23 protein-coding genes are annotated in these 24,635 nt (G+C 40.9%); 16 read left to right on the forward strand and 7 right to left on the reverse strand.

The genetic code is table 11. From position 1 onward, the window contains the following. Position 1 precedes the first annotated feature (1 nt). Both RB215_RS03515 and RB215_RS03520 read right to left on the reverse strand, forming a co-directional pair. The gene (locus tag RB215_RS03515; RefSeq protein ID WP_309216887.1) at positions 2-847 is read right to left on the reverse strand and encodes a MoxR family ATPase; all 846 of its coding nucleotides are present in this window, start codon (positions 845-847) and stop codon (positions 2-4) included. 59 nt (positions 848-906) lie between these two features. Next, positions 907-1,146, reverse strand: a complete 240-nt coding sequence (locus RB215_RS03520; protein ID WP_179808076.1) for a DUF1653 domain-containing protein — start codon at positions 1,144-1,146, stop codon at positions 907-909. A 60-nt stretch (positions 1,147-1,206) separates the two neighbouring features. Here RB215_RS03520 and RB215_RS03525 point away from each other — a divergent pair, with 60 nt between their 5' ends. The 11 genes from RB215_RS03525 (at position 1,207) to rpoS (ending at position 8,804) form a co-directional block, all read left to right on the forward strand. Further along, positions 1,207-1,686, forward strand: a complete 480-nt coding sequence (locus RB215_RS03525) for a DUF2947 domain-containing protein (protein WP_309216888.1) — start codon at positions 1,207-1,209, stop codon at positions 1,684-1,686. 75 nt (positions 1,687-1,761) lie between these two features. After that, positions 1,762-2,394 carry a hypothetical protein gene (locus RB215_RS03530; RefSeq protein ID WP_041454349.1) on the forward strand — a complete coding sequence of 211 codons (633 nt, stop codon included), beginning with the start codon at positions 1,762-1,764 and terminating at the stop codon, positions 2,392-2,394. A gap of 48 nt (positions 2,395-2,442) precedes the next feature. Then, positions 2,443-2,721, forward strand: a complete 279-nt coding sequence (gene ftsB, locus RB215_RS03535) for a cell division protein FtsB (protein WP_011327380.1) — start codon at positions 2,443-2,445, stop codon at positions 2,719-2,721. A gap of 1 nt (position 2,722) precedes the next feature. Beyond that, entirely contained in the window at positions 2,723-3,424 is a 702-nt protein-coding gene (gene ispD, locus RB215_RS03540) for a 2-C-methyl-D-erythritol 4-phosphate cytidylyltransferase (protein WP_041454350.1), read from the forward strand. Further along, on the forward strand, positions 3,421-3,918 hold the full coding sequence (gene ispF, locus RB215_RS03545; protein WP_011327382.1) for a 2-C-methyl-D-erythritol 2,4-cyclodiphosphate synthase: 498 nt from the start codon (positions 3,421-3,423) through the stop codon (positions 3,916-3,918). The genes ispD and ispF overlap by 4 nt, the downstream gene beginning before the upstream one ends. Next, a complete protein-coding gene (truD, locus tag RB215_RS03550) occupies positions 3,915-4,964 on the forward strand; it encodes a tRNA pseudouridine(13) synthase TruD (RefSeq protein ID WP_011327383.1) in 1,050 nt (349 codons plus the stop codon). The genes ispF and truD overlap by 4 nt, the downstream gene beginning before the upstream one ends. Continuing rightward, positions 4,945-5,709: a 5'/3'-nucleotidase SurE gene (surE, locus tag RB215_RS03555; RefSeq protein WP_011327384.1), complete on the forward strand. Its 765-nt coding sequence runs from the start codon at positions 4,945-4,947 to the stop codon at positions 5,707-5,709. The genes truD and surE overlap by 20 nt, the downstream gene beginning before the upstream one ends. Then, positions 5,699-6,337 carry a protein-L-isoaspartate(D-aspartate) O-methyltransferase gene (locus RB215_RS03560; RefSeq protein WP_011327385.1) on the forward strand — a complete coding sequence of 213 codons (639 nt, stop codon included), beginning with the start codon at positions 5,699-5,701 and terminating at the stop codon, positions 6,335-6,337. The genes surE and RB215_RS03560 overlap by 11 nt, the downstream gene beginning before the upstream one ends. A 9-nt stretch (positions 6,338-6,346) precedes the next feature. Further along, the gene (locus RB215_RS03565; RefSeq protein WP_041454351.1) at positions 6,347-6,925 is read left to right on the forward strand and encodes a YqaA family protein; all 579 of its coding nucleotides are present in this window, start codon (positions 6,347-6,349) and stop codon (positions 6,923-6,925) included. 41 nt (positions 6,926-6,966) lie between these two features. Continuing rightward, on the forward strand, positions 6,967-7,791 hold the full coding sequence (locus tag RB215_RS03570) for a peptidoglycan DD-metalloendopeptidase family protein (protein WP_011327387.1): 825 nt from the start codon (positions 6,967-6,969) through the stop codon (positions 7,789-7,791). Positions 7,792-7,829: 38 nt separating this feature from the next. Continuing rightward, complete coding sequence (rpoS, locus tag RB215_RS03575) at positions 7,830-8,804, forward strand: RNA polymerase sigma factor RpoS (protein WP_011327388.1); 975 nt, start codon at positions 7,830-7,832, stop codon at positions 8,802-8,804. A gap of 71 nt (positions 8,805-8,875) precedes the next feature. Here rpoS and mutS read toward each other — a convergent pair whose 3' ends face one another. Further along, entirely contained in the window at positions 8,876-11,461 is a 2,586-nt protein-coding gene (mutS, locus tag RB215_RS03580) for a DNA mismatch repair protein MutS (protein WP_182677747.1), read from the reverse strand. 21 nt (positions 11,462-11,482) lie between these two features. Between mutS and RB215_RS03585 the strand changes: the two genes are divergently transcribed. Then, a complete protein-coding gene (locus tag RB215_RS03585) occupies positions 11,483-11,971 on the forward strand; it encodes a CinA family protein (RefSeq protein WP_041454352.1) in 489 nt (162 codons plus the stop codon). Positions 11,972-12,038: 67 nt separating this feature from the next. Continuing rightward, positions 12,039-13,082 carry a recombinase RecA gene (gene recA / locus RB215_RS03590; protein ID WP_011327391.1) on the forward strand — a complete coding sequence of 348 codons (1,044 nt, stop codon included), beginning with the start codon at positions 12,039-12,041 and terminating at the stop codon, positions 13,080-13,082. An 85-nt stretch (positions 13,083-13,167) separates the two neighbouring features. On the opposite strand, the gene RB215_RS03595 is transcribed toward recA, so the two are convergent. After that, a complete protein-coding gene (locus RB215_RS03595) occupies positions 13,168-15,288 on the reverse strand; it encodes a TonB-dependent siderophore receptor (RefSeq protein ID WP_309216892.1) in 2,121 nt (706 codons plus the stop codon). 201 nt (positions 15,289-15,489) lie between these two features. Next, positions 15,490-16,659: a DcaP family trimeric outer membrane transporter gene (locus RB215_RS03600; RefSeq protein WP_086997396.1), complete on the reverse strand. Its 1,170-nt coding sequence runs from the start codon at positions 16,657-16,659 to the stop codon at positions 15,490-15,492. A gap of 413 nt (positions 16,660-17,072) precedes the next feature. On the opposite strand from RB215_RS03600, the gene acs reads away from it, so the two are divergent. The 3 genes from acs (at position 17,073) to RB215_RS03615 (ending at position 21,512) form a co-directional block, all read left to right on the forward strand. Continuing rightward, positions 17,073-19,013, forward strand: a complete 1,941-nt coding sequence (gene acs / locus RB215_RS03605) for an acetate--CoA ligase (protein WP_011327395.1) — start codon at positions 17,073-17,075, stop codon at positions 19,011-19,013. Positions 19,014-19,110: 97 nt separating this feature from the next. Continuing rightward, positions 19,111-19,761, forward strand: coding sequence for a response regulator transcription factor (locus RB215_RS03610; RefSeq protein WP_011327396.1), 651 nt, complete (start codon positions 19,111-19,113; stop codon positions 19,759-19,761). A 149-nt stretch (positions 19,762-19,910) separates the two neighbouring features. Further along, a complete protein-coding gene (locus RB215_RS03615; protein WP_011327397.1) occupies positions 19,911-21,512 on the forward strand; it encodes an AbgT family transporter in 1,602 nt (533 codons plus the stop codon). 73 nt (positions 21,513-21,585) lie between these two features. Here the strand turns inward: RB215_RS03615 and purU are convergent, their stop codons facing one another. Next, positions 21,586-22,416 (reverse strand): formyltetrahydrofolate deformylase, encoded by an 831-nt coding sequence (purU, locus tag RB215_RS03620; RefSeq protein ID WP_011327398.1) that lies wholly within the window; start codon positions 22,414-22,416, stop codon positions 21,586-21,588. Positions 22,417-22,620: 204 nt separating this feature from the next. Further along, a complete protein-coding gene (locus RB215_RS03625; protein WP_309216893.1) occupies positions 22,621-24,510 on the reverse strand; it encodes a hypothetical protein in 1,890 nt (629 codons plus the stop codon). Positions 24,511-24,635 lie beyond the last annotated feature (125 nt).

Below are 24,635 nucleotides of genomic sequence, written 5' to 3' on the forward strand. Positions count from 1 at the left end.
CCTAGCGGCTCATAAACGCGAGTTTTTCGATTAGGCTTATGTCTTGCTCATTTTTAAGTAATGCGCCAAACATTGGCATTAAACCGCCTTTTTTAGCTTTGTCGTGCAGTGTTTTTGCGTCTATGTCTTCTGCCATAAGTAGCTTTAACCAGTCGAGTAATTCGCTGGTAGATGGCTTCTTTTTAAGGCCGTTTGCGTCGCGCAGGTTAAAAAACACTTCGAGTGCTTGGCGTACTAAATCTTGCTTAACATTAGGGTAGTGCACGTCAATAATTTGCTGCATTTCATCGGCAGATGGAAAATCAATGTAATGAAAAAAGCAGCGGCGTAAAAATGCGTCGGGCAGCTCTTTTTCGTTATTAGAGGTGATGATCACAATAGGGCGCTCTTTTGCTACTACTCGCTCGCTGGTTTCGTAAACATGAAATTCCATTTTATCGAGCTCTAACAGTAGATCGTTTGGAAACTCAATATCGGCTTTGTCTATTTCATCTATTAATAATACCGGGCGTTTACCGTGTTGGTCGGCGTAAGTAAATGCTTGCCACAGTTTGCCTTTAACTATGTAGTTACTAATGTTGTGTACGCGCTCGTCGCCCAGCTGGCTGTCGCGCAGGCGCGAAACCGCATCGTATTCATACAAACCTTGCTGCGCTTTGGTGGTCGATTTAATGTGCCACTGAATAAGTTCGGTATCTAAACTTTTTGCCAGCTCTTCAGCTAGCATGGTTTTACCTGTACCCGGCTCACCTTTAATTAAAAGTGGCTTTTCGAGCATAATAGCCGCGTTTACAGCTTGCTTAAGCGCAGAGCTGGCGATGTAATTGTCGGTTGAATTAAATTGCACTTTATTACCTTCTTTTCGTCACAGGTCAGATGAGTTTTTATAATCCTATCATGCCATAGTTAACCGGCTTCACCAAGGTAGCTAAACCGAGGAATAGTTTTGCCATCTTTTTCAACTGTTTCGCTAAACATTTCTAAAGGGCGTGCCCATATACCAAACTCACCGTATAGCGCTTGGTAAATTACCAGTTGCTCACTGGTTTCGCTGTGAGTGGCTACATAAAGCACTTTGTACTGTGCCCCTTTGTAGTGTTGGTATAATCCTGATTTGAGGGAAATTGGTTTTATTGCTGTAGTCATGTTTTGATCTCTTGTATAATTTGTTTCTGCACTTTTAATGCTAACTAATTTGCCAATACTATGAACTATATTACGCTAGATGATTACAAAAAAGCATGGGTTTTTCGCCATAAAGACATGCCTGTTTCAGCCGACGATGCTGCAAACATTAAACCTATGAGCCTTGAGCGCGCAGCTGTACTGTGGACAACTATGGTGAGCCGTGAGTTTGATCACCCTGATTTTTTTGATAAAACAGATTGGTGTGGTCAAGATGAAAGTTATAGCCAAGAAGTAAACTGGGAAAGCGCATGGGAAAACGGCGATGAACAACTTCCCGAAGCTATTTTAGCGCACTTAGATTGGCAAGCTAATACCACTGTTTATTTTTGCATGGCACGCGACAATATTATTGAAACCACCTTTGATGTGTTTAGACGCAACTGGCAAAACTTTATGTTTTTAGCCGACGGCAGTTTACTCATAGGTAAAAAACGCAATACTGTAGTGCAGTTTTTAGAGTCGGGCATGGCTAAATTAGGTGAAAAGCCAAGCGCTTAATTTAGCACTCGGCGCTTAAAAATTATGCAGTACTGTGTTATAAAACATTTACCTAAGTGTTTTTGAGTACGGCAATTGGCAGCAAAAAATGAGCCTGTTGGCGCGCCACAACAAGTTGAAATGTGGCAAGCCGATGCAAAAAAAGTGTTATATGCACAATTGTGTAATGCATTTTATCAACGTGAGGTTCAGCGTTTAGTCGCTGAGCCTAATAGCGATAGGCTGCGTCGCCAATTAAAAAGTCTACCTTATTACATTGAACGTGCTGCCACATTAGTTGCTAATACAAGCTCGCCTTTTAAACTAGATTCGCAAAATGGCTCTTGGCTTGCAAAGCAAAAACCGACCCCACCAGAGATTAACATTCAAGCAAATGAACTTTTTTATCAACATAATGCCAAAGTCGGGTTAATAATTCCTATTTTAGTGCGTAGTGATGAGCAAATTCGCGTTAGAATAGACAGCCTAGACCAAGTAAGCGACAATAAAGTGCATTGTAATGAGCTAGGTTGGTTTGCGTTTTCGGGGCAGGGACTTGAGCTGCCAAACGCGCAATTATTAACGCCGAGTAAAGTGTCATTAACCGCGGCGTGTTGCGGGCACCAATGGCAGTTTTCAAAGCGTTGTTTGCCACGGGTTTTATCGCTGCGCGAAATGCTACTGGCAGGAAGTATAAATTGGCGCAATGTAAAACGATTACAAACGTAACTTGGTTAATTAAATAAGTTTATTTGAATTTAAAATAAGGAGTGTTAAATGCGGTTTTTTCAGGTTGGCTTGTTATGTTTAGCACTGTTTGTGCAGTATAGATTGTGGTTTGGCCATAATGGCGTACAAGACTACACACGTTTAAAAAGTGCGGTTGCATCTCATTTACAAACTAACGAAAAATTGATTAAACGCAATAAAGTATTAACCGCCGATATAGAAGATTTAAAGCTTGGCCATGAAGGCATAGAAGAGCGCGCACGTAACGAATTAGGAATGATTAAAGCGGGCGAAACATTTATACGTGTTTTACCAGCTCAACAATAATATGACAAATAAACCAACTATAGCTGCCATTATACCTGCTGCCGGGGTTGGTAGCAGAATGCAGCATAATGCACCTAAACAGTATATTAAATTAGCAGGTAAAACTATTTTAGAGCATACGCTCACAAAATTATCTGCTTTAGCGCAGCTTAATACAATTGTTGTAGCCCTAAATGAAAACGATCCTTACTTTGAACAATTGCCAGTGATTGATGCGCGCATTGTGCGTACTTGTGGCGGTAAAGAGCGTGCAGATTCCGTTTTAAATAGTTTGCTTTTTTTAGCCGCCAACCCGCCTGACTGGGTACTTGTGCACGATGCTGCCCGCCCGCTAGTTACTATTGACGACATAAATACACTTATAAATGAGTGTATAAGCGCCGATGAAGGCGGGATTTTAGCCAGTAAAGTAAAAGACACTATAAAACGTGGCCATATTTATGCTGAGCAAACCGTACCCCGAGATGATTTATGGCAAGCCCTTACTCCGCAGTTTTTTAAATACGAAGATCTTAAAAATGCGCTGCAAAATGCACTGGCAAGCGGCGCAGTTATTACCGACGAAGCAAGCGCCATTGAATGGGCTAACAAGCCAGTAAAATTAATACCAGGGCGTAGCGATAATATTAAAATAACCACTCCTGAGGATTTAGACTTGGCTGGTTTTTTACTTCAAAAACAACAAAACGAGAATGCATTATGATACGAATTGGTCATGGTTTTGACGTGCATAAATTTGGCGGTGTTGGCCCATTAACTATCGGCGGCGAAAAGATTGATTATCCGCAAGGTTTTTTAGCGCACTCCGACGGCGATGTTGCTATACATGCTCTGTGCGATGCTATTTTAGGCGCGCTTGCAATGGGCGACATTGGTAAACACTTTCCAGATACGGCCAGTGAATATGAAAATATCGACAGCCGAATATTACTGCGTCATGTGGTGAGCTTAGCTAAAGAGCAAGGTTATGTATTGGGCAATGGAGATGTAACTATAGTGGCACAAGCGCCAAAAATGTTGCCTCATATTCAAGCTATGCGTAGCAACCTTGCAAGTGATTTAAACTGCGAACTATCGCAAATAAATGTTAAAGCTACAACCACCGAAAAGCTCGGTTTTGAAGGGCGAAAAGAAGGCATTTCGAGCCATGCAGTGGTAATTATGAACAAAGAGTCAATGAGTAAAACAAACGCATGAGCGATTTAAATTATTTATACGGCGCACCGTTATCAAAAGCTGACTTTAAAACCACAGCCGAAGACTTTATGGTAGATGAGGACTTAGGCATTGAGTTTACCGGTAGCGGCGAGCATGTATGTTTGCAAGTAGTAAAAAAAGGCGAAAACACCCAGTACGTAGCAAAGTTAATTGCGCAGCGAGCTGGGGTATCACCACGCGATGTAAGTTATGCTGGGATGAAAGATCGCCACGGAGTGTGTTCGCAGTGGTTTAGTGTAAAAGTACCCATTAAAAAACCGATTGATTTTAGTGATTTAAACAGCGAAAGCGTGTTTGTTGTATCGCAGCAACGCCACGAACGTAAACTGAGAACGGGCTGTCATAAAGGTAATAAATTTACTATTACGCTGCGCAATGTTACCGATCCTCTGGATATTTTGTGCCGTATTAATGCGGTACGCAGTGGCGTGCCTAACTATTTTGGCGAGCAACGCTTTGGCCGTGATGGTCATAACCTGGTAATGGCTGAAAAAATGTTTGCAGGTGAGCGTATTCGCGATAAAAAATTACGCGGTATTATTATTTCTGCAGCGCGCTCGCATGTATTTAATCAACTCGTAAGTTTACGAGTAAAGGAGCATGGTTTAGCTAAAACCATGCACCGTGAAGTATTTATGCTCAGCGGCAGTAACGCCTTTTTTGAAGACGCTATTAGCGATGAAAATATTGCCCGCTTAGCCTCTGGCGATATTATGATGTCGGCACCTATGGTAGGTAAAAGCGAAAAAGGGCTCACCGAACAAGAAAAAGTATGGCTTGGGCCTTATCAGTCTTGGTGCGATGGTTTAGGCGAGTTAGGGCTAAAAAATGAGCGCAGAATGCTGCGTTTAATCCCGCAAGATTTTAGCGTAGAAACCATAGATGAAAGCACTTTGAAGTTAAGTTTTGGTTTACCAAAAGGCTGTTTTGCTACGGCATTATTACGTGAGCTGGTGGATTACACAGACGCAAGCCCACGCGAGCGAAAAGAAAAGGACAGCAAAGATGAAGATCCTATTAAGTAACGACGATGGTGTAGGCGCTAAAGGTATTGCGGTGTTATATCAAGCATTAATGCAAATTGCCGAAGTCACTTTAGTTGCCCCCGACCGTAACTGCAGTGGTGCAAGTAACTCGTTAACTTTGCTTAACCCACTGCGTGCTACAAAGCTTGAAAATGGCTTTATATCGGTTAATGGTACACCTACTGACTGTGTGCATTTAGGCGTTAACCAGCTTGTTGATGAAATGCCCGATTTAGTGGTCGCAGGTATAAACCACGGCGCTAATTTAGGTGACGACACTTTGTACTCAGGCACGGTAGCTGCAGCAACCGAAGGACGCCATTTAGGTTTGCCTGCTATTGCGGTGTCTTTGTGTTCGCACCACGGCGAGCATTTTGAAACGGCGGCAGCGGTAACTATAAGTATTATTAAAGGTTTAGCGTCGCATCCGCTACCAAAAGATCAAATTATAAATATTAATGTACCCGACATTCCTCTAAGCGAATTAAAAGGCGTGCAGGTAACGCGTTTGGGTGCGCGCCATAAAGCCGAAACCATGACCAAGCAAACCGATCCTTGGGGTCGAGATATTTACTGGTACGGATCTTTAGGGACAGAAAGTGATGCAGGTGAAGGTACCGATTTTCATGCAATTAATAATGGCTATGCCTCGGTTACCCCACTGAGTGTTGATATGACCGCTAACGAGAGCATTAAAGCGGTAGGGGAGTGGTTAGCTGATTTGGAGATAAACCGTGCTGGCTAATTATACCCGCAGCGCCAAGGCGCTATCAGCGCTATTACAGCGTGAAGGTGTTGAGGATACGCAAGTACTAGATGCGATTGCACAAATACCACGACATATATTTGTGGGTGACGTGCTGCAACATAAAGCGTATCAAAATACTGCGTTACCAATAGGCCAAGGGCAAACTATTTCGCAGCCTTATATTGTGGCGCGTATGACCGAACTGCTGCAATTAGCTGGTGTGCGCGACAAGGTGCTAGAAATAGGCACTGGATCGGGCTATCAAACGGCAATACTGGCTAAAATATTTACCAAGGTTTACTCAGTAGAGCGTATTAAAGCATTACAATGGCAAGCTAAGCGCCGTTTACATCAGCTCGATTTATATAATGTGGCAATGAAACATGGCGATGGCTGGCAAGGTTGGGAGTCGCAAGCGCCGTTTAACGGCATTATAGTCACCGCAGCCGCGGCTAAAATCCCGCAAGATCTATTAGCTCAATTAGCAGATGGTGGTGTGTTACTTGCCCCAATTGGCGAGCAAGAGCAAAAATTAACTATGGTTATTCGCAATGGCAATAACTACACAGAACACGTAATTGCGCCGGTTAGATTTGTACCGCTAGTCGCTGGTGATATTGAATAGGAATTCATTTTGAAGTTGTTTACTAAGTTATACGATATGGCTCTAGTGTGGGCTAAGCACCGTCATGCTGAGCGTTATTTAGCTGCAATGAGCTTTGCAGAGTCTGTGTTTTTTCCTGTCCCTCCTGATGTAATGCTGGCACCAATGTCGCTTGCTCAGCCTAAAAAAGCATGGCGGTTTGCAAGTTTTGCCACTATAGCGTCTGTTGTTGGTGGCATAGTAGGTTATTTACTTGGCTTTTGGTTATTTGAACCGGTTGTTGAGCCACTTATAGTACAAATGCACTGGCAAGATAAATTTGATATTGCACTTGATTGGTTTAAAAACTATGGCGTGTGGGTGGTATTTATAGCCGGTTTTTCGCCTATTCCTTATAAAGTATTTACTATAGGCGCAGGGGTATTACAAATGGCATTTTTGCCGTTTTTAATTGCGTCTGCAGTAGGGCGAGGCGCTCGGTTCTTTTTAGTTGCTGCACTGATGAAGTGGGGCGGTGTTAAAATGGAGCAAAAATTACGTCAATACATTGAAGTGCTTGGATGGGCAGTTGTGCTTTTAATTGCAGTTGCATACATTTTATTACGTTAAGCACTATAAAATAATGTTATTAACATAAGGAGCTAAATACAGTGAATAAACAAATAAAATGTTATGTTGCTTTATTTATTAGTATTTTGCTCTTTGCTTGCTCGTCTAGCCATGTTCCGGCGCCTGTCAGTAGTTTAAATAATGATGTTAATAATTACGGCAGAAAAATTAACATTAATGGCGATAAATATACTGTTCAAAAAGGCGATACACTTTATTCAATTGCATTTAGTGCAGGCCAAGATGTTAGAACCTTAGCAAAAAATAATTCAATACCAGCACCTTACACAATATTCCCCGGGCAGAGTATTTCCTTTTCTGCCATAGCAAAAAAATACAAAAAGACAAAAAAATACACTCCTCCTATTAAAAAAGTCGCAAAAACTTCACAAAAAAATAACAATAAATCAAAGAAAGAGCTTGATAAGCCTAAACAACGAGGGTATGTTCAGAAACAAGCCAATAAAAAAATTAGTAACTCTAAGCATTTGTCGAGTAGTAAAGTGCAGTGGTTTTGGCCAGCAAAAGGCAAAATAACACAACGCTTTTCGAACAAGGAAAATGGCTACAAAGGCTTACAGATTGCTAATAAAAAAGGGGCTGCCGTTTTAGCCGCCGCACAAGGAACAGTGGTTTATGCGGGTAATGCGCTTCGAGGTTATGGTAGTTTAATTATTTTAAAACATAATGACGACTACTTGAGTGCTTATGCACACAACTCGAAACTACTTGTTAAAGAAAAACAGGAAGTTAAGGCTGGACAGAAAATAGCAGAGATAGGAAATACAGAATCTGCGGTAACGGCACTTCGTTTTGAAATTCGCTACCGAGGGCAAGCTGTAAATCCTGCTAAGTACCTTCCCTAATTTTTAAAGATATTGATAACTTGCTCAGGAGAAGTCTTATGGCTGATGCAGCAAAAGTTGATAAAAACACCCTCGTAGATAATAAATTAGATGAAACTGCTGTTGATGATGATTCAACACCGCTGCTTGAAGCTGTGGATGATGACGTTTTTGTCAAAGAAGAAGTCACTAAAAATTTAGATGCTACTCAGCTTTATTTAGGTGAAATTGGTTTTTCTCCGTTGTTAAGCGCTGAGGAAGAGGTGTTTTTTTCTCGTAAATCTTTAAAAGGGTGCGAAGCGTCTCGCAAGCGCATGATTGAAAGTAACTTGCGCCTTGTAGTAAAAATTGCTCGTCGTTATAACAACCGAGGTTTAGCGTTACTTGATTTAATTGAAGAGGGTAACTTAGGCTTAATTCGCGCCGTAGAGAAGTTTGATCCTGAGCGTGGCTTTCGATTTTCTACTTATGCAACATGGTGGATACGCCAAACGATAGAACGCGCCATTATGAATCAAACGCGCACTATTCGCTTGCCAATACATGTAGTAAAAGAACTTAACGTATATTTACGTACCGCGCGCGAGCTAACTCAAAAATTAGATCATGAACCAACCGCCGAAGAAATAGCAGCTTGTTTAGATAAGCCGGTTGAAGATGTCACCAAAATGCTGCGCTTGAATGAAAAAATAGCCTCGGTTGATATGCCGATCGGCGGCGAAAACGATACCGCTTTGCTCGATATTATTGCCGATGACAACAATGTTGGTCCTGAGGGCGAAGTACAAAATAACGATATGAATAAACACATTGTTGACTGGTTAGGAGAGCTAAACCCAAAGCAGCGTGAGGTGTTAGCCCGTCGCTTTGGTTTATTAGGCTATGAGCCATCAACGCTTGAAGATGTTGGCCGTGAAATAGGATTAACCCGTGAACGCGTTAGACAAATTCAGGTAGAAGCATTACGTCGTTTAAAAGATATTTTGCAACAAGAAGGCTTAAGCACAGAGAGTTTATTTGAGCACTTTGCGTAAGTTTTAATAAAGTACCATGTTATGTGTAAAAAAGCTGAAGGTTTTATTCTTCAGCTTTTTTTGTTTGTAAATTAAAGAAGTGCTTTTAATTTATAGAGTAAATCGTGAGCTTGTCGCGGTGATAGATTATCAGGATCGATAGCCGTTAACTGCAATTCTACTTCAGAAGGGCTAATTTGTTGGGCTTGATTATTAAAGGTAAATGCTTGCTGCTCAATATTAGGCGCGGTGACACTTTGGTGATTTTCGAGTAGTTTAAGCTTTTGTTTTGCCTGATTTATTACAGACTTGGGTACGCCAGCAAGTGCAGCAACTTGTAAGCCAAAGCTTTTACTTGCTGCGCCATCAAGTACCGTGTGCATAAAGGCAATAGTGTCGTTATGCTCTATGGCATCAAGGTGCACATTTACCAGCCCAGGCGTTTGCTCTGCAAGCTCGGTTAGCTCAAAGTAGTGGGTGGCAAACAAGGTTTTTGCTGATATTTTTGACGCTAAATGATCGGCAGTAGCATACGCAAGCGAGAGTCCATCGTAAGTGCTTGTTCCGCGGCCAATTTCATCCATTAATACCAAAGATTGCGCTGTGGCATTATTTAAAATCGTGGCGGTTTCGGTCATTTCTACCATAAAGGTAGAACGCCCTGAGGCGAGATCGTCACTTGCGCCAATGCGAGTAAATATACGGTCAATATTGCCTATTTTAGCGCTGTCTGCGGGTACGTAACTGCCAATATGAGCCATTAGCACTATAAGTGCAGTTTGGCGCATATAGGTTGATTTACCACCCATGTTTGGACCGGTAATTATTAACATTTTACGTTGTGCATTTAGCTCTACTGGGTTGGCAATAAAGGGTTCTTTCATTACTTGCTCAACCACAGGATGACGACCTTGTTTAATGCTTATGTTGTCGTTATCGCAAAGTATCGGCTTAGCGTAGTTAAGTGTAAGTGCACGCTCTGCTAAGTTATTTAGCACATCTAAGTCGGCAAGGGCGGCTGCCATTATTTGTAATTGCTCAATATGCGGCGCAATAAATCTAAATAGCTCTTCGTAAAGCTGTTTTTCGAGCGCTAATGCTTTTGACTGGCTGCCAAGTACTTTGTCTTCGTGCTCTTTTAGCTCAGGAATAATATAGCGTTCATTATTTTTAAGTGTTTGGCGACGAATATAATCGGCAGGCACTAAATGCGCATTGGCGCGACTAACTTCAATAAAAAAGCCGTGTACTCGGTTATAACCAATTTTAAGGGTACTGATCCCTGTACGTGCACGCTCTCGTAACTCTAACTGATCAAGCACATCGGTTGCGCCTTTGCTTAAGTTACGCCATTCATCAAGCTCGCTGTTATAACCAGGGGCAATTACACCACCGTCGCGAATAAGTACCGGCGGGTTTTCGATTACTGCACGCTCTAATAGCGCTTGTAAATCAGGTAGCTCAGGCGATTGCTTAATAATGCTGGCAATGCGCGGATCGCTGGCATCGTTTAATAAAGTATGCAGCGGTGCAAGTGCTTGTAAGGCGCTGCGCAAACGAGTTAAATCGCGAGGACGAGCAGTGCACAAAGCAAGGCGGGCAATAACACGTTCTACGTCGCCAATTTCTCTTAATGATTCGTGTAGCTCACCACAAAGCTGTACATCTAAAATTGCGCTAATAGCGTTTAACCGCGAGTTTAGCTCGTCTTTATTACGCACCGGGGTATGAATACGGCGCTTAAGTAAACGAGATCCCATAGGGGTTGCTGTTTTATCAAGTACTTGCGCTAGCGTGTTTTCAAATCCACCTGATAAATTAACGGTCAGCTCTAAATTTTTACGAGTAGCAGCATCTAAAATAACGGCATGCTCGTTGTGTTCAAGAGTAATGGCACGAATATGGGGTAATGCAATACGTTGAGTGTCTTTAACGTATTGCATTAAACAACCTGCGGCAACTAAGGCGCAGTGGGCTTTATCAACGCCAAAACCGACTAAATCTTTTGTACCAAATTGCTCACACAATAAATGCTGGGCGGTGTCTAAATCAAATTCCCACTCAGGGCGGCGACGCGCGCCTTTAATGTGCTCAATTAAATGAACATTTTCGAAGCTTTCGCTATACAGTAATTCTGCAGGGGCGAGGCGTTGAATAGTTGAAGTAAATGCCTCGTCGGTATTAACTTCTACAACGTTAAAACGACCCGAGTTAATATCAAGGTATGCAATGCCATAAGTACCATTTTTACTCTGCCATACGCTGGTAAGTAAGTTGTCTTGGCGCTCTTGCAGTAGGGCTTCATCAGAAATAGTACCTGGGGTGACAATACGCACCACTTTGCGATCAACAGGCCCTTTACTGGTAGCCGGATCGCCTACTTGTTCGCAAATAGCAACAGATTCGCCCATTTGCACTAAACGGGCTAAATAGTTTTCTACGGCATGATAAGGTACACCGGCCATAGGAATAGGATCGCCACCGGCTTTACCGCGCTGAGTTTGCGAAATATCGAGTAATTGAGCGGCGCGTTTTGCGTCATCAAAAAAGAGTTCATAAAAATCCCCCATCCGATAAAACAATAAAATATCGCGATGCTCTGATTTTATTTTTAGATACTGCTGCATCATAGGGGTTTGTTGTTTTATAGTGTGTGGAGCATAAAGATCAAACGACATGTATTTACCCAAAGGCTGAATATGGAATTACATCAAGAGATTAAAACACTTGCTGCGCAATTAGGCGCTATTTTAACGGATAAATGCTTATGGATCACTACTGCTGAGTCATGTACTGGTGGCGGGGTAAGTTATGCACTTACCGACACCCCTGGAAGCTCTGCCTATATTGACCGTGCATTTGTAACTTACAGTAACCAAGCAAAGCAAGATTTACTAAATGTAAGTGCCGCCACATTAACGCAATATGGGGCGGTAAGCGAGCAAACGGTGCGTGAGATGGCTTTAGGCGCAATTGCAGCAACTAATGCCGATATTGCGATTACTGTATCGGGTATTGCAGGCCCAGGAGGAGCAACCCCAGATAAGCCGGTAGGCTTAGTATGGTTTGGACTACACATTAACGACAAGCAGCTGGTATTTAAACAAGTATTTACCGGCGATAGAGCACAGGTTAGACTGCAAGCTATTGTATTTTCTTTAAAAACTATAATAGAGCAGATAAAATAATAAAATTAACTTGATACTGTGATTTCATACAGTATACTTGTCGCATTAGCTGGATTTGGAGAGTAAAATGAACGATAACAAACAAAAAGCGTTGGACGCGGCTTTATCACAAATTGAACGTCAATTTGGTAAAGGCTCAATTATGAAATTGGGTGATAACAAAGCGTTAAACATTGAATCTGTATCTACAGGCTCATTAGGTATCGATATTGCCTTAGGCATAGGTGGCTTACCTATGGGGCGTATTGTAGAAGTATATGGTCCTGAGTCGTCTGGTAAAACAACGCTTACTTTGCAAGTTATCGCTGAAGCACAAAAAGAAGGCAAAACATGTGCCTTTATTGATGCTGAGCATGCTCTTGATCCAGTTTATGCACAAAAGCTTGGTGTAAACATAGATGAGCTTTTTGTATCGCAACCAGATACTGGTGAACAAGCACTCGAAATTTGTGACATGTTAGTACGCTCAAGCGCGGTTGACGTAGTTATTATTGACTCGGTTGCAGCACTTACACCAAAAGCTGAAATTGAAGGCGACATGGGCGATTCGCACATGGGCTTACAAGCACGTTTAATGTCGCAAGCATTACGTAAGCTAACAGGTAATATTAAACGCTCGAACACCTTATGTATTTTCATTAACCAAATCCGTATGAAAATTGGTGTAATGTTTGGTAACCCAGAAACAACAACGGGTGGTAACGCACTTAAGTTTTACGCATCGGTACGTATTGATATTCGTCGTATTGGTTCGGTAAAAGAAGGCGACGAGGTTGTTGGTAACGAAACCCGGGTTAAAATTGTTAAAAACAAAGTAGCACCGCCATTTAAGCAAGCCGAATTTATCATTATGTATGGTGAAGGTATTTCTAAACAAGGCGAGCTAATTGACTTAGGTGTGAAGCACAAAATTGTTGAAAAAGCAGGTGCTTGGTACAGTTACTGTGGTAATAAAGTTGGCCAAGGTAAGTCTAATTCAATTAAGTTTTTAAAAGAAAACCCAGAAATCGCAGACGAAATTGAAGGCAAGTTACGCGAAATGCTTTTACTTAAAGCAACTATTGAACCAGACGATGGTGAAGATAAGTTAGGCGATGAAGCTGACCTTTAAGCAGTATTAAATATTTAAGCTTGATTTGACCCGAGCTTTAAAGCAGCGCTAACCAGTAATGGTTAGCGCTTTTTTTGGTTTAAATTTACAACTGCCAATTTACAGATAGAGCGTAGTTACGCGGTGCACCATAGTAACCTTGAGCCCAATATAAGCTGTGTAAGTATTTTTCACCTGTGGTGTTATTAATATTAAAAGTAACGCCTATATTTTCACTCAATTTATAAGTTGCCATTAAATCAAGTAATCCGTAGGCATCTTGCTTTGTAGTCACGCTTGCGATTTTGTTAGTATCTTGGACTTGGACTCGGCTTGTTGAATCTTGCCAGCGATAATTTGCACCAAACGATAAACCATCAATGAAAGGAACTTGATAGATTGCTGCCACCTTGAGTTGATTCTCAGGGGTGTAATCTTTTACTGTGTCATCGCCATCAATGCTTAAATTACTAAAGCTAATGCTTGCACTCAAGTCATCTGTAAACTTACCGCTTAGCTCTACTTCAAAACCATTACTGTTAATACCATCCGCTGCGTAGTAACGAGTATCGTCGGGTAATGAGTTAGGTATAGCGATAGCAAGGCCATCTTGTTTTGTATCAAAGTAAGCAAGTGTTACAAAAATTTGCTCGTCTAAAAACTGGGCTTTAACACCTAGTTCGCTACTTTTACCTGTAATAGGTGCAAGTTGGTTGGCATTTATATCAAGCTCCTTTTGCGGCACAAATGTTTCTGTGTAGCTTGCATAAGCCGATAAAGACTCGTTAAAGTCATACACAGTGCCAATGTAGGGTATTAGCTGTGAGTCACTTTGTGTTTGCGCAACGCCATAAGCTGTGCCTGTTGTTTTCCAATCAGTGTAACGCACACCAGCTAGTAGACTTAAAGGTTCGCTTAATTTGATACGAGTAGAAATATAAGCAGATTTTTGCTCATTAGTTATATTGCTACCATTTACACTATCTGTAAGTGTTGCTTGTGGTATTACACCATCCCATGTTTTAAGTGACGGCATTGCCGGAAAACCATTCCCTGTAGTGTAATCGTAAAGAGATTGCTCGGTGTAATCCATTTTTGCTTGGCTCACACCCAATGACAAGTCGTGCTCTTGGCCAAATAAATCAAATTTACCACTCGCATATAGATCAAATAAGTCGTGCTTATCGCTATAATCATAACGGCTTGCGTAACCGGTTAAGCCAAGTTCGGTGTCTTTATCAGGGGTACCGTATACATAAAATAATTCAGAGTCTTGCTCGTTTTCAACATGAGCGTAACGCGCTTTTGCCACCCATGTTGCTGATAAATTTTGTTCAAGCGTTACATATACTTGCTCGGCAGTGTTATCCCAGTAAGACCAGTCAGCCGCGGTGCTAGTCGATTCGTCATAGTCTGTTGGAGTGCCATCGGTATAATAAAGTGGTAGTGCACCCCAAAGTGGGCTATCGGCATCTTTTTGTTGATTAACGTAGTTAACACTTAGCAGGGTGTTATCGGTTAACTTTCCCTCGTAGGCTAAATAAATAACGGTTTTATCTGTTTCGTAGCGATCTAGATATGAGTCGGCTTTTTGTTTGGTAAATACAGCTCTAACAGCATGCTCTTCATTAATAGGCGTTGATACATCTAAATCTAAGCGTTTTTTATTCCATGAACCGTACGAAACAGATGCATTAGCTTGGGTTGTGTAAGTTGGTTTTTTTAGCACCATATTTACAGTAGCAGAAGGGTTACCTGTACCTGTCATTAAACCGTTCGCGCCACGAACTATTTCTACACGGTCGTAAATTGAGGTATCAAGGCTGCCTTGAATTGATCCCGAGCTTTGTGGAATACCTAAACCATTAACTTGAAAATTTGTAATATCAAAGCCACGGGCTTTAAAATAAGTACGATCGGTTTCTATTTGCTCTACCGTTACACCCGGCGTGCTTTCTAGCACTGCGTTTATATCATCGAGTGAAAAATCATCCATTAAAGCGCGAGAAACAACTGAAATAGACTGCGGAGTTTCTTTTATGGTTAAACCTAGTTTGGTTGCCGATTGTGCTTCTTCGGTAATATAGTTTTTATGATGTTGACCATACACAGCAATCTTTTCAATTTGCTGCTCGCTTTTATCGTTTTTTGCAAATGCATGCGCAGATAAAATTAAAGAGGTAATAAGGCTTAGTTTAGATAAAAGCAAAACTTTAGAGGAGGACATGGGGTTTTCCAAAAGGTTCAAAAATAAAGCGTTTAACTTAATCTAAATGATATTGATTTGCAATTGCGTTATTGGTTTTTATAACAATTTGTACTATCGGGATTAATAAAGAGTGATGAAGTTGATAAAACAGATGAGACTTATAAATTAATTAACAAAAAAAAGCGGCCAAAGCCGCTCAAGGAAGTAAACTATGTACGCTTAAAATGCATACTTAACCGAGAATTGTAAACGGTCCATATCGCCATCGTTACCGCTTTCAAGCTCGCGCTCGGCATGCTTAAACTCAGCACCAAAAGTTAAGCGTTTAACTGGTGAGTATAAAATGTTAGCACTGTAGCTTTGGCTTGATTTAGTTGGATCGCCTGTAAGGGCGAGTAAGTCTGTGTTGTTATCAGCACTGAAAAATGAATATAAGAAAGTTGAACGCCATTGGCTGTTCCACTTATGCTGATACGCTACAAAGCCAGAAGTTGAATCAATAGCATCTAAATCATCGCCATTGAGTACTGCACCATGGGCTACATTAACACCAACATAACGGCCTAAGCCTTTACCTTGTGTAAGCATAAACTTAAAGTTGTCTTCGCCTAGTTTAACCATACCCGATGCACTAACACCAAATGATGTTTCATCGGCATCAATAGCACCTACTTTATAAGTAAGTTGACGGGCAAGTGCAGCAACTACTAAATTACCCCAATCAGCTTTATGGGTATAACGTGCAGTAAAGTCAGGAAGTGAAGCATCGTCGGTTACAGCCATACCGCCGCCAGCAGTAGTAATGGTGCTTTCTGGGTTTTCTAATGAGAAAGACCAAGCGCCTGTAGTGTATTTAACTTGAGTTTGGCGTACAAACACTGTGCCCTCTGCTGGGCCTATAAAATCAAGTGCTTCAGGTAGTGCGCCAACGTTTTGAAAGTTAGACCATGTTTGGCCAAATAACCAACCATCGTAGCTAATAAATGCATGACGTACACGTGGAGCGTAAGAGTTAGATACACGCTCGTTACCACCAGGAGCAGAAGCTAAAAAGTCGATTTCAATTTTGGTGTTAATGGTTTTGCCATTATCAAGTAATGTGGCTGTACCAAAGTTAAAACGAGATTCACGGGCATGCATATCAAATACAGCGTCAGAGCTATTGTCTGGGCCTACAGTCACTGTGCTCGGTACGTAAAAGTCACGACCCACATTAGTGCCCGCTGGTGCGCCTGCAGAATAGTCACTCCACATAGCATCTAATTTAATGTATCCGCCGTAAGTAAATTCAGTATCTCCAACTTTTGCTGCAGTGGCTGCATAAGCTGTGCTTGAAAGTGCACATAGTACAGCACTTGCTGCAAGTGTTTTTAATGGGGTAAATTTCATTGTTGCGTCCTTTATAGGCTACGTGTTGATTATTGCTTTTTATTTAGAGTGTATTAATAGCGTGAGTATTACTTACGAATAAAAGTTAATTTAAAGATTTTTTATTCGTTAAATAAAAATTAAAGCTAATTAATGCAAATATTATAATACTTAGGTGAAACACTTTTAAATATGTACACTATTTACTCAATCATCTATTAGTCTATAAGACTAAGGTGTAATGATTATAATGTGATTATTTACTTACATTTAACATCATGTATTATTTATGTAAAAGTAATAAATAGCGCAGCGATTATAAACAACAAATTAGTAATTAGAATAGCTTTACAACTAAGGTCTAATACTTAATAGCGCATTGCTGAGTAATCCTTGAGAAAAGCCTAAGGCAAGTAATTTAAATGGAGACCAAGATGTCAAAAAATATCTATCCAGTTCCTACGCATATTAAAAACACAGCTCTCGTCGATAACGATAAATATAATAAAATGTATAAACACTCGATTGATGATCCACAAAGTTTTTGGGCTGAACACGGTAAGCGCCTTGATTGGTTTACTCCTTATTCTAAAGTAAAAAATACCACCTTTGATAAAGGCCACATAAATATTAAGTGGTATGAAGATGGCTACCTTAATGCATCGTATAACTGTATTGACCGCCACTTAAAAACAAAAGCCAATAAAGTAGCGCTTATATGGGAGGGCGATAACCCATCGCAAAGCGAGCATATTACTTATCAAAAATTACATGATGAAGTAGCAAAGTTTGCTAATGGTTTAAAAAAGCTGGGCGTACAAAAAGGTGATCGCGTCGCTATTTATATGCCAATGAGCCCACAAGCTATTTATGCAATGCAAGGGTGTGCACGTATTGGTGCTATTCACTCAGTTATATTTGGTGGTTTTTCACCCTCTGCGATTGCCGATCGTATTAAGGATTCGGGCGCAAAAGTGGTTATTACTTCAGACGAAGGACGCCGTGCTGGTAACTGCGTGCCACTTAAAGCAAACGTTGACGAAGCTGTATTGCAAGAGTCTGTAACAAGTATAGAGCATGTTATTGTGCACCAACTTACCGGTGGCGATGTTGATTGGCACGACCATGATATATGGTGGCACGATTTAGTAGCAGACGAAGAGCCTGTGTGCGAGCCTGAGGTAATGAACGCTGAAGACCCGTTATTTATTTTATACACCTCAGGGTCAACAGGTCAGCCAAAAGGAGTGGTACATACCACGGGTGGTTATTTAGTTTATGCATCGATGACGCACGAATATATATTTGATGTAAAAGAGGACGATGTTTTTTGGTGTAGCGCCGATGTAGGTTGGATCACCGGGCACAGTTATATTGCTTATGGTCCGCTGGTAAATGGTTGTACCCAAGTTGTATTTGAAGGTGTACCTACTTACCCAACCGCAGGGCGTATGGGCGAAGTTGTTGATAAACACGGTGTTACTATTTTATATACCGCGCCTACCGCTATTCGTGCCTTAATGGCAAAAGGCGATGAGCCTGTAGCGTCATCTCATCGTAATAGTTTACGAATTTTAGGATCGGTTGGTGAGCCAATTAACCCTGAAGCATGGAATTGGTATTACGAACAAATAGGTAAGTCAAATTGCCCTATCGTTGATACCTGGTGGCAAACAGAAACGGGTGGCATTATGATCACCCCATTACCAGGTGCTACCGATTTAAAACCAGGCTCTGCAACGCGTCCATTTTTTGGTATTGCGCCGGCAATATTTGACGCTGAGGGTAATACGCTTGAAGGTGAAGCTGATGGTAACTTAGTTATTTTAGATAGCTGGCCATCGCAAGCACGTACTATTTATGGCGATCATGAACGTTTTGAACAAACTTACTTTTCTACCTACCCAGGTGTGTATTTTTGTGGCGATGGCTGTCGTCGTGACGAAGATGGTTATTATTGGATCACTGGTCGCGTAGATGATGTACTTAATATTTCGGGGCATCGTTTAGGCACTGCTGAAATAGAAAGCGCACTGGTTGCACACCCAGCAGTAGCTGAAGCCGCTGTAGTAGGTTATCCGCATGATATTAAAGGCCAAGGTATTTATGTTTACATTACCCCTAACGAAGGTATAACGGTAAGCGATGAGTTAACCAAAGAAATTCGTAACTGGGTTCGTAAAGAGTTAAGCCCAATTGCGTCACCCGATATGATTCAGTGGTCACCGGGGTTACCAAAAACGCGTTCTGGTAAAATAATGCGTCGAATTTTACGTAAAATTGCGGCCAACGAGCACGAACAACTAGGTGATACATCAACACTTGCCGATCCATCTGTGGTTGATGAGTTAATTGAAAATCGATTAAATCGTTAAATGCGCGTTAAAAGCTTGATTACAAGTTGATTCTAAACGTAGTATATCGGCTGTGCTCTACTAGATAGGGCACAGCCGAATTTATTAGGAGTGAACCATGAGTCAGTTTTTAATAGCGGACGACCATCCGTTATTTCGTGAAGCACTAAAGGGTGCACTAACTGTAAAATTTGACGATTTAGAAGTATTTGAATCATCTGATTTTGACAGTACATTGCAGGTGTTAAGCGAGCAAGAAGATCTTGATATATTACTGCTGGATTTACACATGCCAGGTAATGGTGATTTATACGGCCTTATTCGTATTAGAGAAGACTATCCTAGTTTACCTATTGCGGTAGTTTCGGGAAGTGAAGACGCTAATATTGTATCTAAAGTAATGGGTTACGGCGCAATGGGGTTTATTCCTAAGTCATCATCATCAGATGATATTGCCAATGCAATTAATCAAATACTCGAAGGCGATACTTGGTTACCAACAGAATTAAAAAATAAAGTCGCCGAAATTCAAGGCGAAGACCGAGAAATTGCAGCGCAAGTTGCCTCACTTACCCCACAACAATACCGTGTTTTACAATACCTGCACGAAGGTTTGCTAAATAAGCAAATAGCGTATGAGTTACATATTTCAGAAGCCACTGTAAAAGCGCATATTACCGCCATATTTAGAAAGCTTGGCGTATATAACCGCACACAAGCGGTATTAATTGCTGCAAAACTACAATTAGCACCTATAGAGCAAATATAAAACCATGCATAGAATAGAGGCACAAAGCCTCTTTTTTAGTCTTATTTACGCTTATATACGCAATTATCACAAGCCATTCACCTTTATTACATGATCTCCTATAAAAATAATGCTAGCTTACGGGCATTTTATAATTAAGAGAACATGGTATGTCAGACTCTTTAGACTCCAAGGCCCAAAGTAGTAATGAAAGCGCAAATAAAGGCTGGTTTAACCGCTTTTTAGCCGGCGTAGAATTTTTAGGCAATATGCTACCGCATCCCATCACCTTATTTGCAATATTTTGTATCGTAATTGTTGTATTTAGTGGAGTGGCGGATTGGTTTGGCCTAAGTGCAATCGATCCTCGACCTGAGGGCTCGCCTGGGCGCGAACCCGATGGTGTTATTGAAGTAGTGAGCTTACTTAGTGCCGAGGGATTACAGCGTATTGTAACTGGCTTGGTAACTAACTTTACCAGCTTTGCACCACTGGGCACGGTACTGGTAGCTTTACTTGGTGTGAGTGTTGCTGAGCACTCAGGACTGCTGTCGGCAGCAATGCGCGGCATGGTAATGGGCGCATCAAAGCGGTTAGTGACCTTTATGGTGGTGTTTGCCGCTATTTTATCTAATACCGCCTCTGAGCTGGGCTATGTGGTACTTATTCCATTAGCTGCAATGATATTCCATAGTTTAGGGCGTCATCCATTAGCGGGCTTAGCAGCGGCGTTTGCTGGGGTGTCGGGTGGTTATAGTGCTAACTTATTATTAGGCACAATAGATCCCTTACTGGCAGGCATTACCACACCAGCGGCGCAAATGATCGACCCAACTTACCAAGTAGGCGCAGAAGCTAACTGGTATTTTATGATGGTGTCGGTGTTTTTAATTGCGATTTTAGGCACCTTAGTTACTGAAAAAATTGTTGAACCACGTTTAGGTAAATATAATCCTGAAGAGGCCAGTGCTGATCTTGCACAAAATAATATTGCCGCGTTAACGGCCAAAGAAAAGTCGGGTTTAAAGTGGGCAGGGGTGTCGTTATTAGTTGTATCGCTGCTACTTGCATGGACCATAGTGCCAGCCGATGGCATTTTACGTAATCCCGAAACCGGATTAGTAGCCCACTCGCCCTTTTTGAAAGGCATAGTGGTGTTTATTTTTGTAACCTTTGGTATTCCGGGCTTTGTATATGGGCGCGTTGTTGGCACCATGAAAAACGACAAAGACGTAATTAATGCGATGAGCAAAAGTATGAGCTCAATGGGCATGTATATTGTGCTAGTGTTTTTTGCTGCACAATTTGTCGCGTTTTTTAAATGGACCAATTTAGGCACTATTTTAGCAATTAACGGTGCTGCATTACTGCAAGCTTTAAACTTAACTGGTCCCGAAGTTTTTGTATTATTTATATTAATGTGTGCGTTGGTTAACTTAAGCTTAGGGTCGTCTTCGGCGCAATGGGCTGTTACCGCGCCTATTTTTGTACCTATGCTAATGTTAGTTGGTTACGCGCCAGAGACCATTCAGGCGGCTTATCGTATAGGTGACTCGGTTACTAACTTAATAACGCCAATGATGAGCTATTTTGGCTTGATCCTCGCTGTCGCAGCTAAGTACAAAAAAGATATGGGTATAGGCACACTGGTAGCCACTATGTTGCCATACAGTATGATATTTTTTGTTGGTTGGGTTGTTTTGTTTTATTTATGGGTATTTGTATTGGGTATGCCAGTAGGGCCAGGATCACCCACTTATTACACGCCTTAATAGTACCTGGGTAATACAATAAGTATTATTTAATCGTTTAAAAATGCCAGCATAATTTGCTGGCATTTTTGTTTTACGAAAACACCACGGTTTTATTACCGTTAATAAATAGCTTATGCTCAGAGGCAAGTTGTAGCGCTTTACAAAATACTGTTTTTTCTACATCTTTACCCATATTGGCCATCATTTTTGCAGTTTCTGCGTGGGTTACAGGCGTAACATCTTGCAAAATAATAGGCCCTTCGTCTAACTCGTTATTGACAAAGTGAGCTGTGGCTCCAATGATTTTTACGCCACGTTCAAATGCTTGATGATAAGGTTTTGCACCAATAAAAGCGGGTAAGAACGAGTGATGAATATTAATAATTTTGCCCTCAAAGCGTTGTACAAACTCAGGGCTTAAAATACGCATATATTTAGCTAAACCAATAATGTCAGGGTTATAGCTGGCAATTAAATCGCCTACTTGTTGATCGTGCTCGCTGCGCGTTAATCCCTCATGAGAGATAACATGAAAAGGGACATTAAGCCCTTTAGCAAGCGGCTCTAAAATAGGGTAGTTTGCTATAACGGCTTGCACTTCAATATTTAGCGCTTGTTCGAATTGCTTTAATAATACGCCACCTAAGCAATGTGCTTCTTTAGTAGCAAGTAACACAACTTTGGTTTTTGTACCATTGTGTAAAGCCACTTTAGCGTCTGCAGGTAGTATTTCGCGTAGTAGTGGTAAAAAGTTACTTTGTGGCTCACCAGTGAGCTCTGTACGCATAAAAAAGCGTTTAGCGTCTTTGTCTACAAATTCATTATTACGTGTAATATTTAAATTATGCTGGTGGCAAAGCCCGGTGATTTTGGCTATTAGCCCTACATCATCGGCGCATTGTGTGGTTAGTATGTAGCTCATTCTCTCATTCTTACCCAATTATAGATTGCTTTATTATTTGCGTTTTAGCGCATAAAGCAAGGGCTTTGTGTGTTGTTACAAGGTTTAATTTAGAACAAGCATGACATTAAAGTGAGCAAAGTTAACTGGGGTTTAAAAAGGTATAGTTGCTGTTAAAAATGCCACTGATTGCCAGTGGCATTGATATATAATTAAGTTACTGTGTTATGACTTGGTTTCTGAGGCTAAATCATCTTGTTGTCTGATAAAGCCGGCGGCTTCTTCATCATTTTTTGTAATTGCGCTTTGTTGTGTTGGCATAGCGCGTGTTTGCTGATTAAGCTGATGAATTTGCGACGCGTTACCTAAATCACGCTCACTGGTAATTGAGGCTATTGACTCGCGATCTTTTAAGAACGCAATCACATCGTTTTTAATTGCTTGTAACTGACCTTCGTCTTTGTGCATTTCCATAATATGGCGTGGATGCTCAAGATTTTTCATACCTGTTGCTGCAAAAGTGGTGGTTACTATTCGCGAAACAATAACCCAAGGGGTAATGCTGCTACGTACTAAGGTGTTTTCAGAGCGAGTGCTGTCGTGAATACCTGTACCGGTTGATATTTTAGACTCAGTAAATGTACCTTCACATTTAAAATAGACCAGAAGTGATTCAAATTGCATTTCAGCAAAAAACAAATGTGCATTGCTACTTAATAGCTGAGCAAAGGCTTTAATTAATACACCTATCAGTAATAAGTGTACGCTTGCCATTACTAGCTCGCTGATAGGTGAAATATGACGATTATTAAGTGCTTGCTCTATTGAATTGATATTTGCGCTATCAATATAACGATAAATATCGATGAAAGAGTAGGCTAATAATACCGTGAAAATAAGCGCGATTAAATACAGAAAATTACCACTAAGTAGCGCCAATAATCTAGCCATACTAAAACCTTTACCTAAATCTAGCTCATGTAGTTTAGGTTGTATTTCTTGAATTATTTCGCCTTTAAAGCCGCCTTTACCTTCTACTTGCTCTTGCAGTTGTGGGTTGAGCTCGCGGTATACGCGATTAGGCACTTCTTTATAACGACGGTTAGCCATTACTAGGTTATCTAAATTAATAAAAATTTCAGTAGGGTGTACAGATTCTTGCCAGTTTTCGCGCAGCTCAGATACCTCAGTGCTTGGTGTTATGGTATTTAATCGTGCTTTTAACATAGTAAAAACCAGTGCGCAGCTCAAGGTGGCTAAAATAATAATAGCGACTAAATACATACCCGCGTGTAGATTGGGTAATTGTTCAAACCAAACATCTATTTGCGCTTTACTAATGTGTTGTTCTTGCATTAACCACGACATAGAAAGGCCAATAATAATGGGTAAAATAAACGATAGCGAAATAATTTTAGCCAGTGCACCACCACCAAGTGGTTCAATTTCTCTTGCAGCATTGCGAGTGGTTGGTTTACCTGCCGAGCGCCATGAGAACAATACATAAAACATTAAAATGCTACTGTATATGGGAAATGCTAATTCGCCTGCTTCACCGGTAAAGCCCGACAAAGATACAAAAGCTACCAGTCCATACGCAATAAGTGCCACAAAGGTACTTACCCATGAGCCAAATAATTGCTGGGCAATATTACGCATTGGGTAGGGTAAAAACATTAGTTTAGGAATAAGGCTATGCAACAAGCGAGATAAAAAGCCTTTAGGCTCTTTAAAAGTAATGTTTTTACGACCCATAAGCATTTCTTCTAGTTTTTGGTCGTTATAGGCAACTTCTTTTTTTTCTTCTTTTGCGGTAGAGCTTTGCGATTTACTGTAGTTATAAGCCAGTGACGTAGGGTGATTACGGCCAACAAAGTATTTTAGTGTGGCATAAATACCTGTTGAGAGTGAAGCAATGCCAAACCCTAAAATAATCATCCCAAAAAGCATCAAGATCCACCCAGCAGTTGCATCTTCTTTAACTAACCCTGCAGCAACAACAAGCAGCGTAATGCCGGTAATTGACTCTATAGCACCTCTTAGTGCGGTTACTTTACCTTCAAGCTTGAAGGGGTTTTTAAGTCCAAGATCAATCGATCCATAATCAAAAGCCATTGAATATTCCTTTATAAAAGAATTTTATTGGGAGAAATAAGTGTAATAAGCAATTTATGTTTATTACACTTATTTATTAGTTTTGGCATTATAAGCTTGGTCTAAGCAAATAGCCTGAAATGTTA

The organism is Pseudoalteromonas sp. HL-AS2, assembly GCF_031198805.1.
In the GTDB taxonomy this organism is placed as follows: Bacteria; Pseudomonadota; Gammaproteobacteria; order Enterobacterales; family Alteromonadaceae; genus Pseudoalteromonas; species Pseudoalteromonas nigrifaciens.

Bases quoted from the DNA above. Each gene is read 5' to 3' on its own strand.
- RB215_RS03520 (WP_179808076.1), bottom strand. From the start codon at position 1,146: ATGACTACAGCAATAAAACCAATTTCCCTCAAATCAGGATTATACCAA.
- RB215_RS03525 (WP_309216888.1), top strand. From the start codon at position 1,207: ATGAACTATATTACGCTAGATGATTACAAAAAAGCATGGGTTTTTCGC.
- ftsB (WP_011327380.1), top strand. From the start codon at position 2,443: ATGCGGTTTTTTCAGGTTGGCTTGTTATGTTTAGCACTGTTTGTGCAG.
- ispD (WP_041454350.1), top strand. From the start codon at position 2,723: ATGACAAATAAACCAACTATAGCTGCCATTATACCTGCTGCCGGGGTT.
- ispF (WP_011327382.1), top strand. From the start codon at position 3,421: ATGATACGAATTGGTCATGGTTTTGACGTGCATAAATTTGGCGGTGTT.
- truD (WP_011327383.1), top strand. From the start codon at position 3,915: ATGAGCGATTTAAATTATTTATACGGCGCACCGTTATCAAAAGCTGAC.
- surE (WP_011327384.1), top strand. From the start codon at position 4,945: ATGAAGATCCTATTAAGTAACGACGATGGTGTAGGCGCTAAAGGTATT.
- rpoS (WP_011327388.1), top strand. From the start codon at position 7,830: ATGGCTGATGCAGCAAAAGTTGATAAAAACACCCTCGTAGATAATAAA.
- mutS (WP_182677747.1), bottom strand. From the start codon at position 11,461: ATGTCGTTTGATCTTTATGCTCCACACACTATAAAACAACAAACCCCT.
- RB215_RS03585 (WP_041454352.1), top strand. From the start codon at position 11,483: ATGGAATTACATCAAGAGATTAAAACACTTGCTGCGCAATTAGGCGCT.
- recA (WP_011327391.1), top strand. From the start codon at position 12,039: ATGAACGATAACAAACAAAAAGCGTTGGACGCGGCTTTATCACAAATT.
- RB215_RS03595 (WP_309216892.1), bottom strand. From the start codon at position 15,288: ATGTCCTCCTCTAAAGTTTTGCTTTTATCTAAACTAAGCCTTATTACC.
- RB215_RS03600 (WP_086997396.1), bottom strand. From the start codon at position 16,659: ATGAAATTTACCCCATTAAAAACACTTGCAGCAAGTGCTGTACTATGT.
- acs (WP_011327395.1), top strand. From the start codon at position 17,073: ATGTCAAAAAATATCTATCCAGTTCCTACGCATATTAAAAACACAGCT.
- RB215_RS03610 (WP_011327396.1), top strand. From the start codon at position 19,111: ATGAGTCAGTTTTTAATAGCGGACGACCATCCGTTATTTCGTGAAGCA.
- RB215_RS03615 (WP_011327397.1), top strand. From the start codon at position 19,911: ATGTCAGACTCTTTAGACTCCAAGGCCCAAAGTAGTAATGAAAGCGCA.
- purU (WP_011327398.1), bottom strand. From the start codon at position 22,416: ATGAGCTACATACTAACCACACAATGCGCCGATGATGTAGGGCTAATA.
- RB215_RS03625 (WP_309216893.1), bottom strand. From the start codon at position 24,510: ATGGCTTTTGATTATGGATCGATTGATCTTGGACTTAAAAACCCCTTC.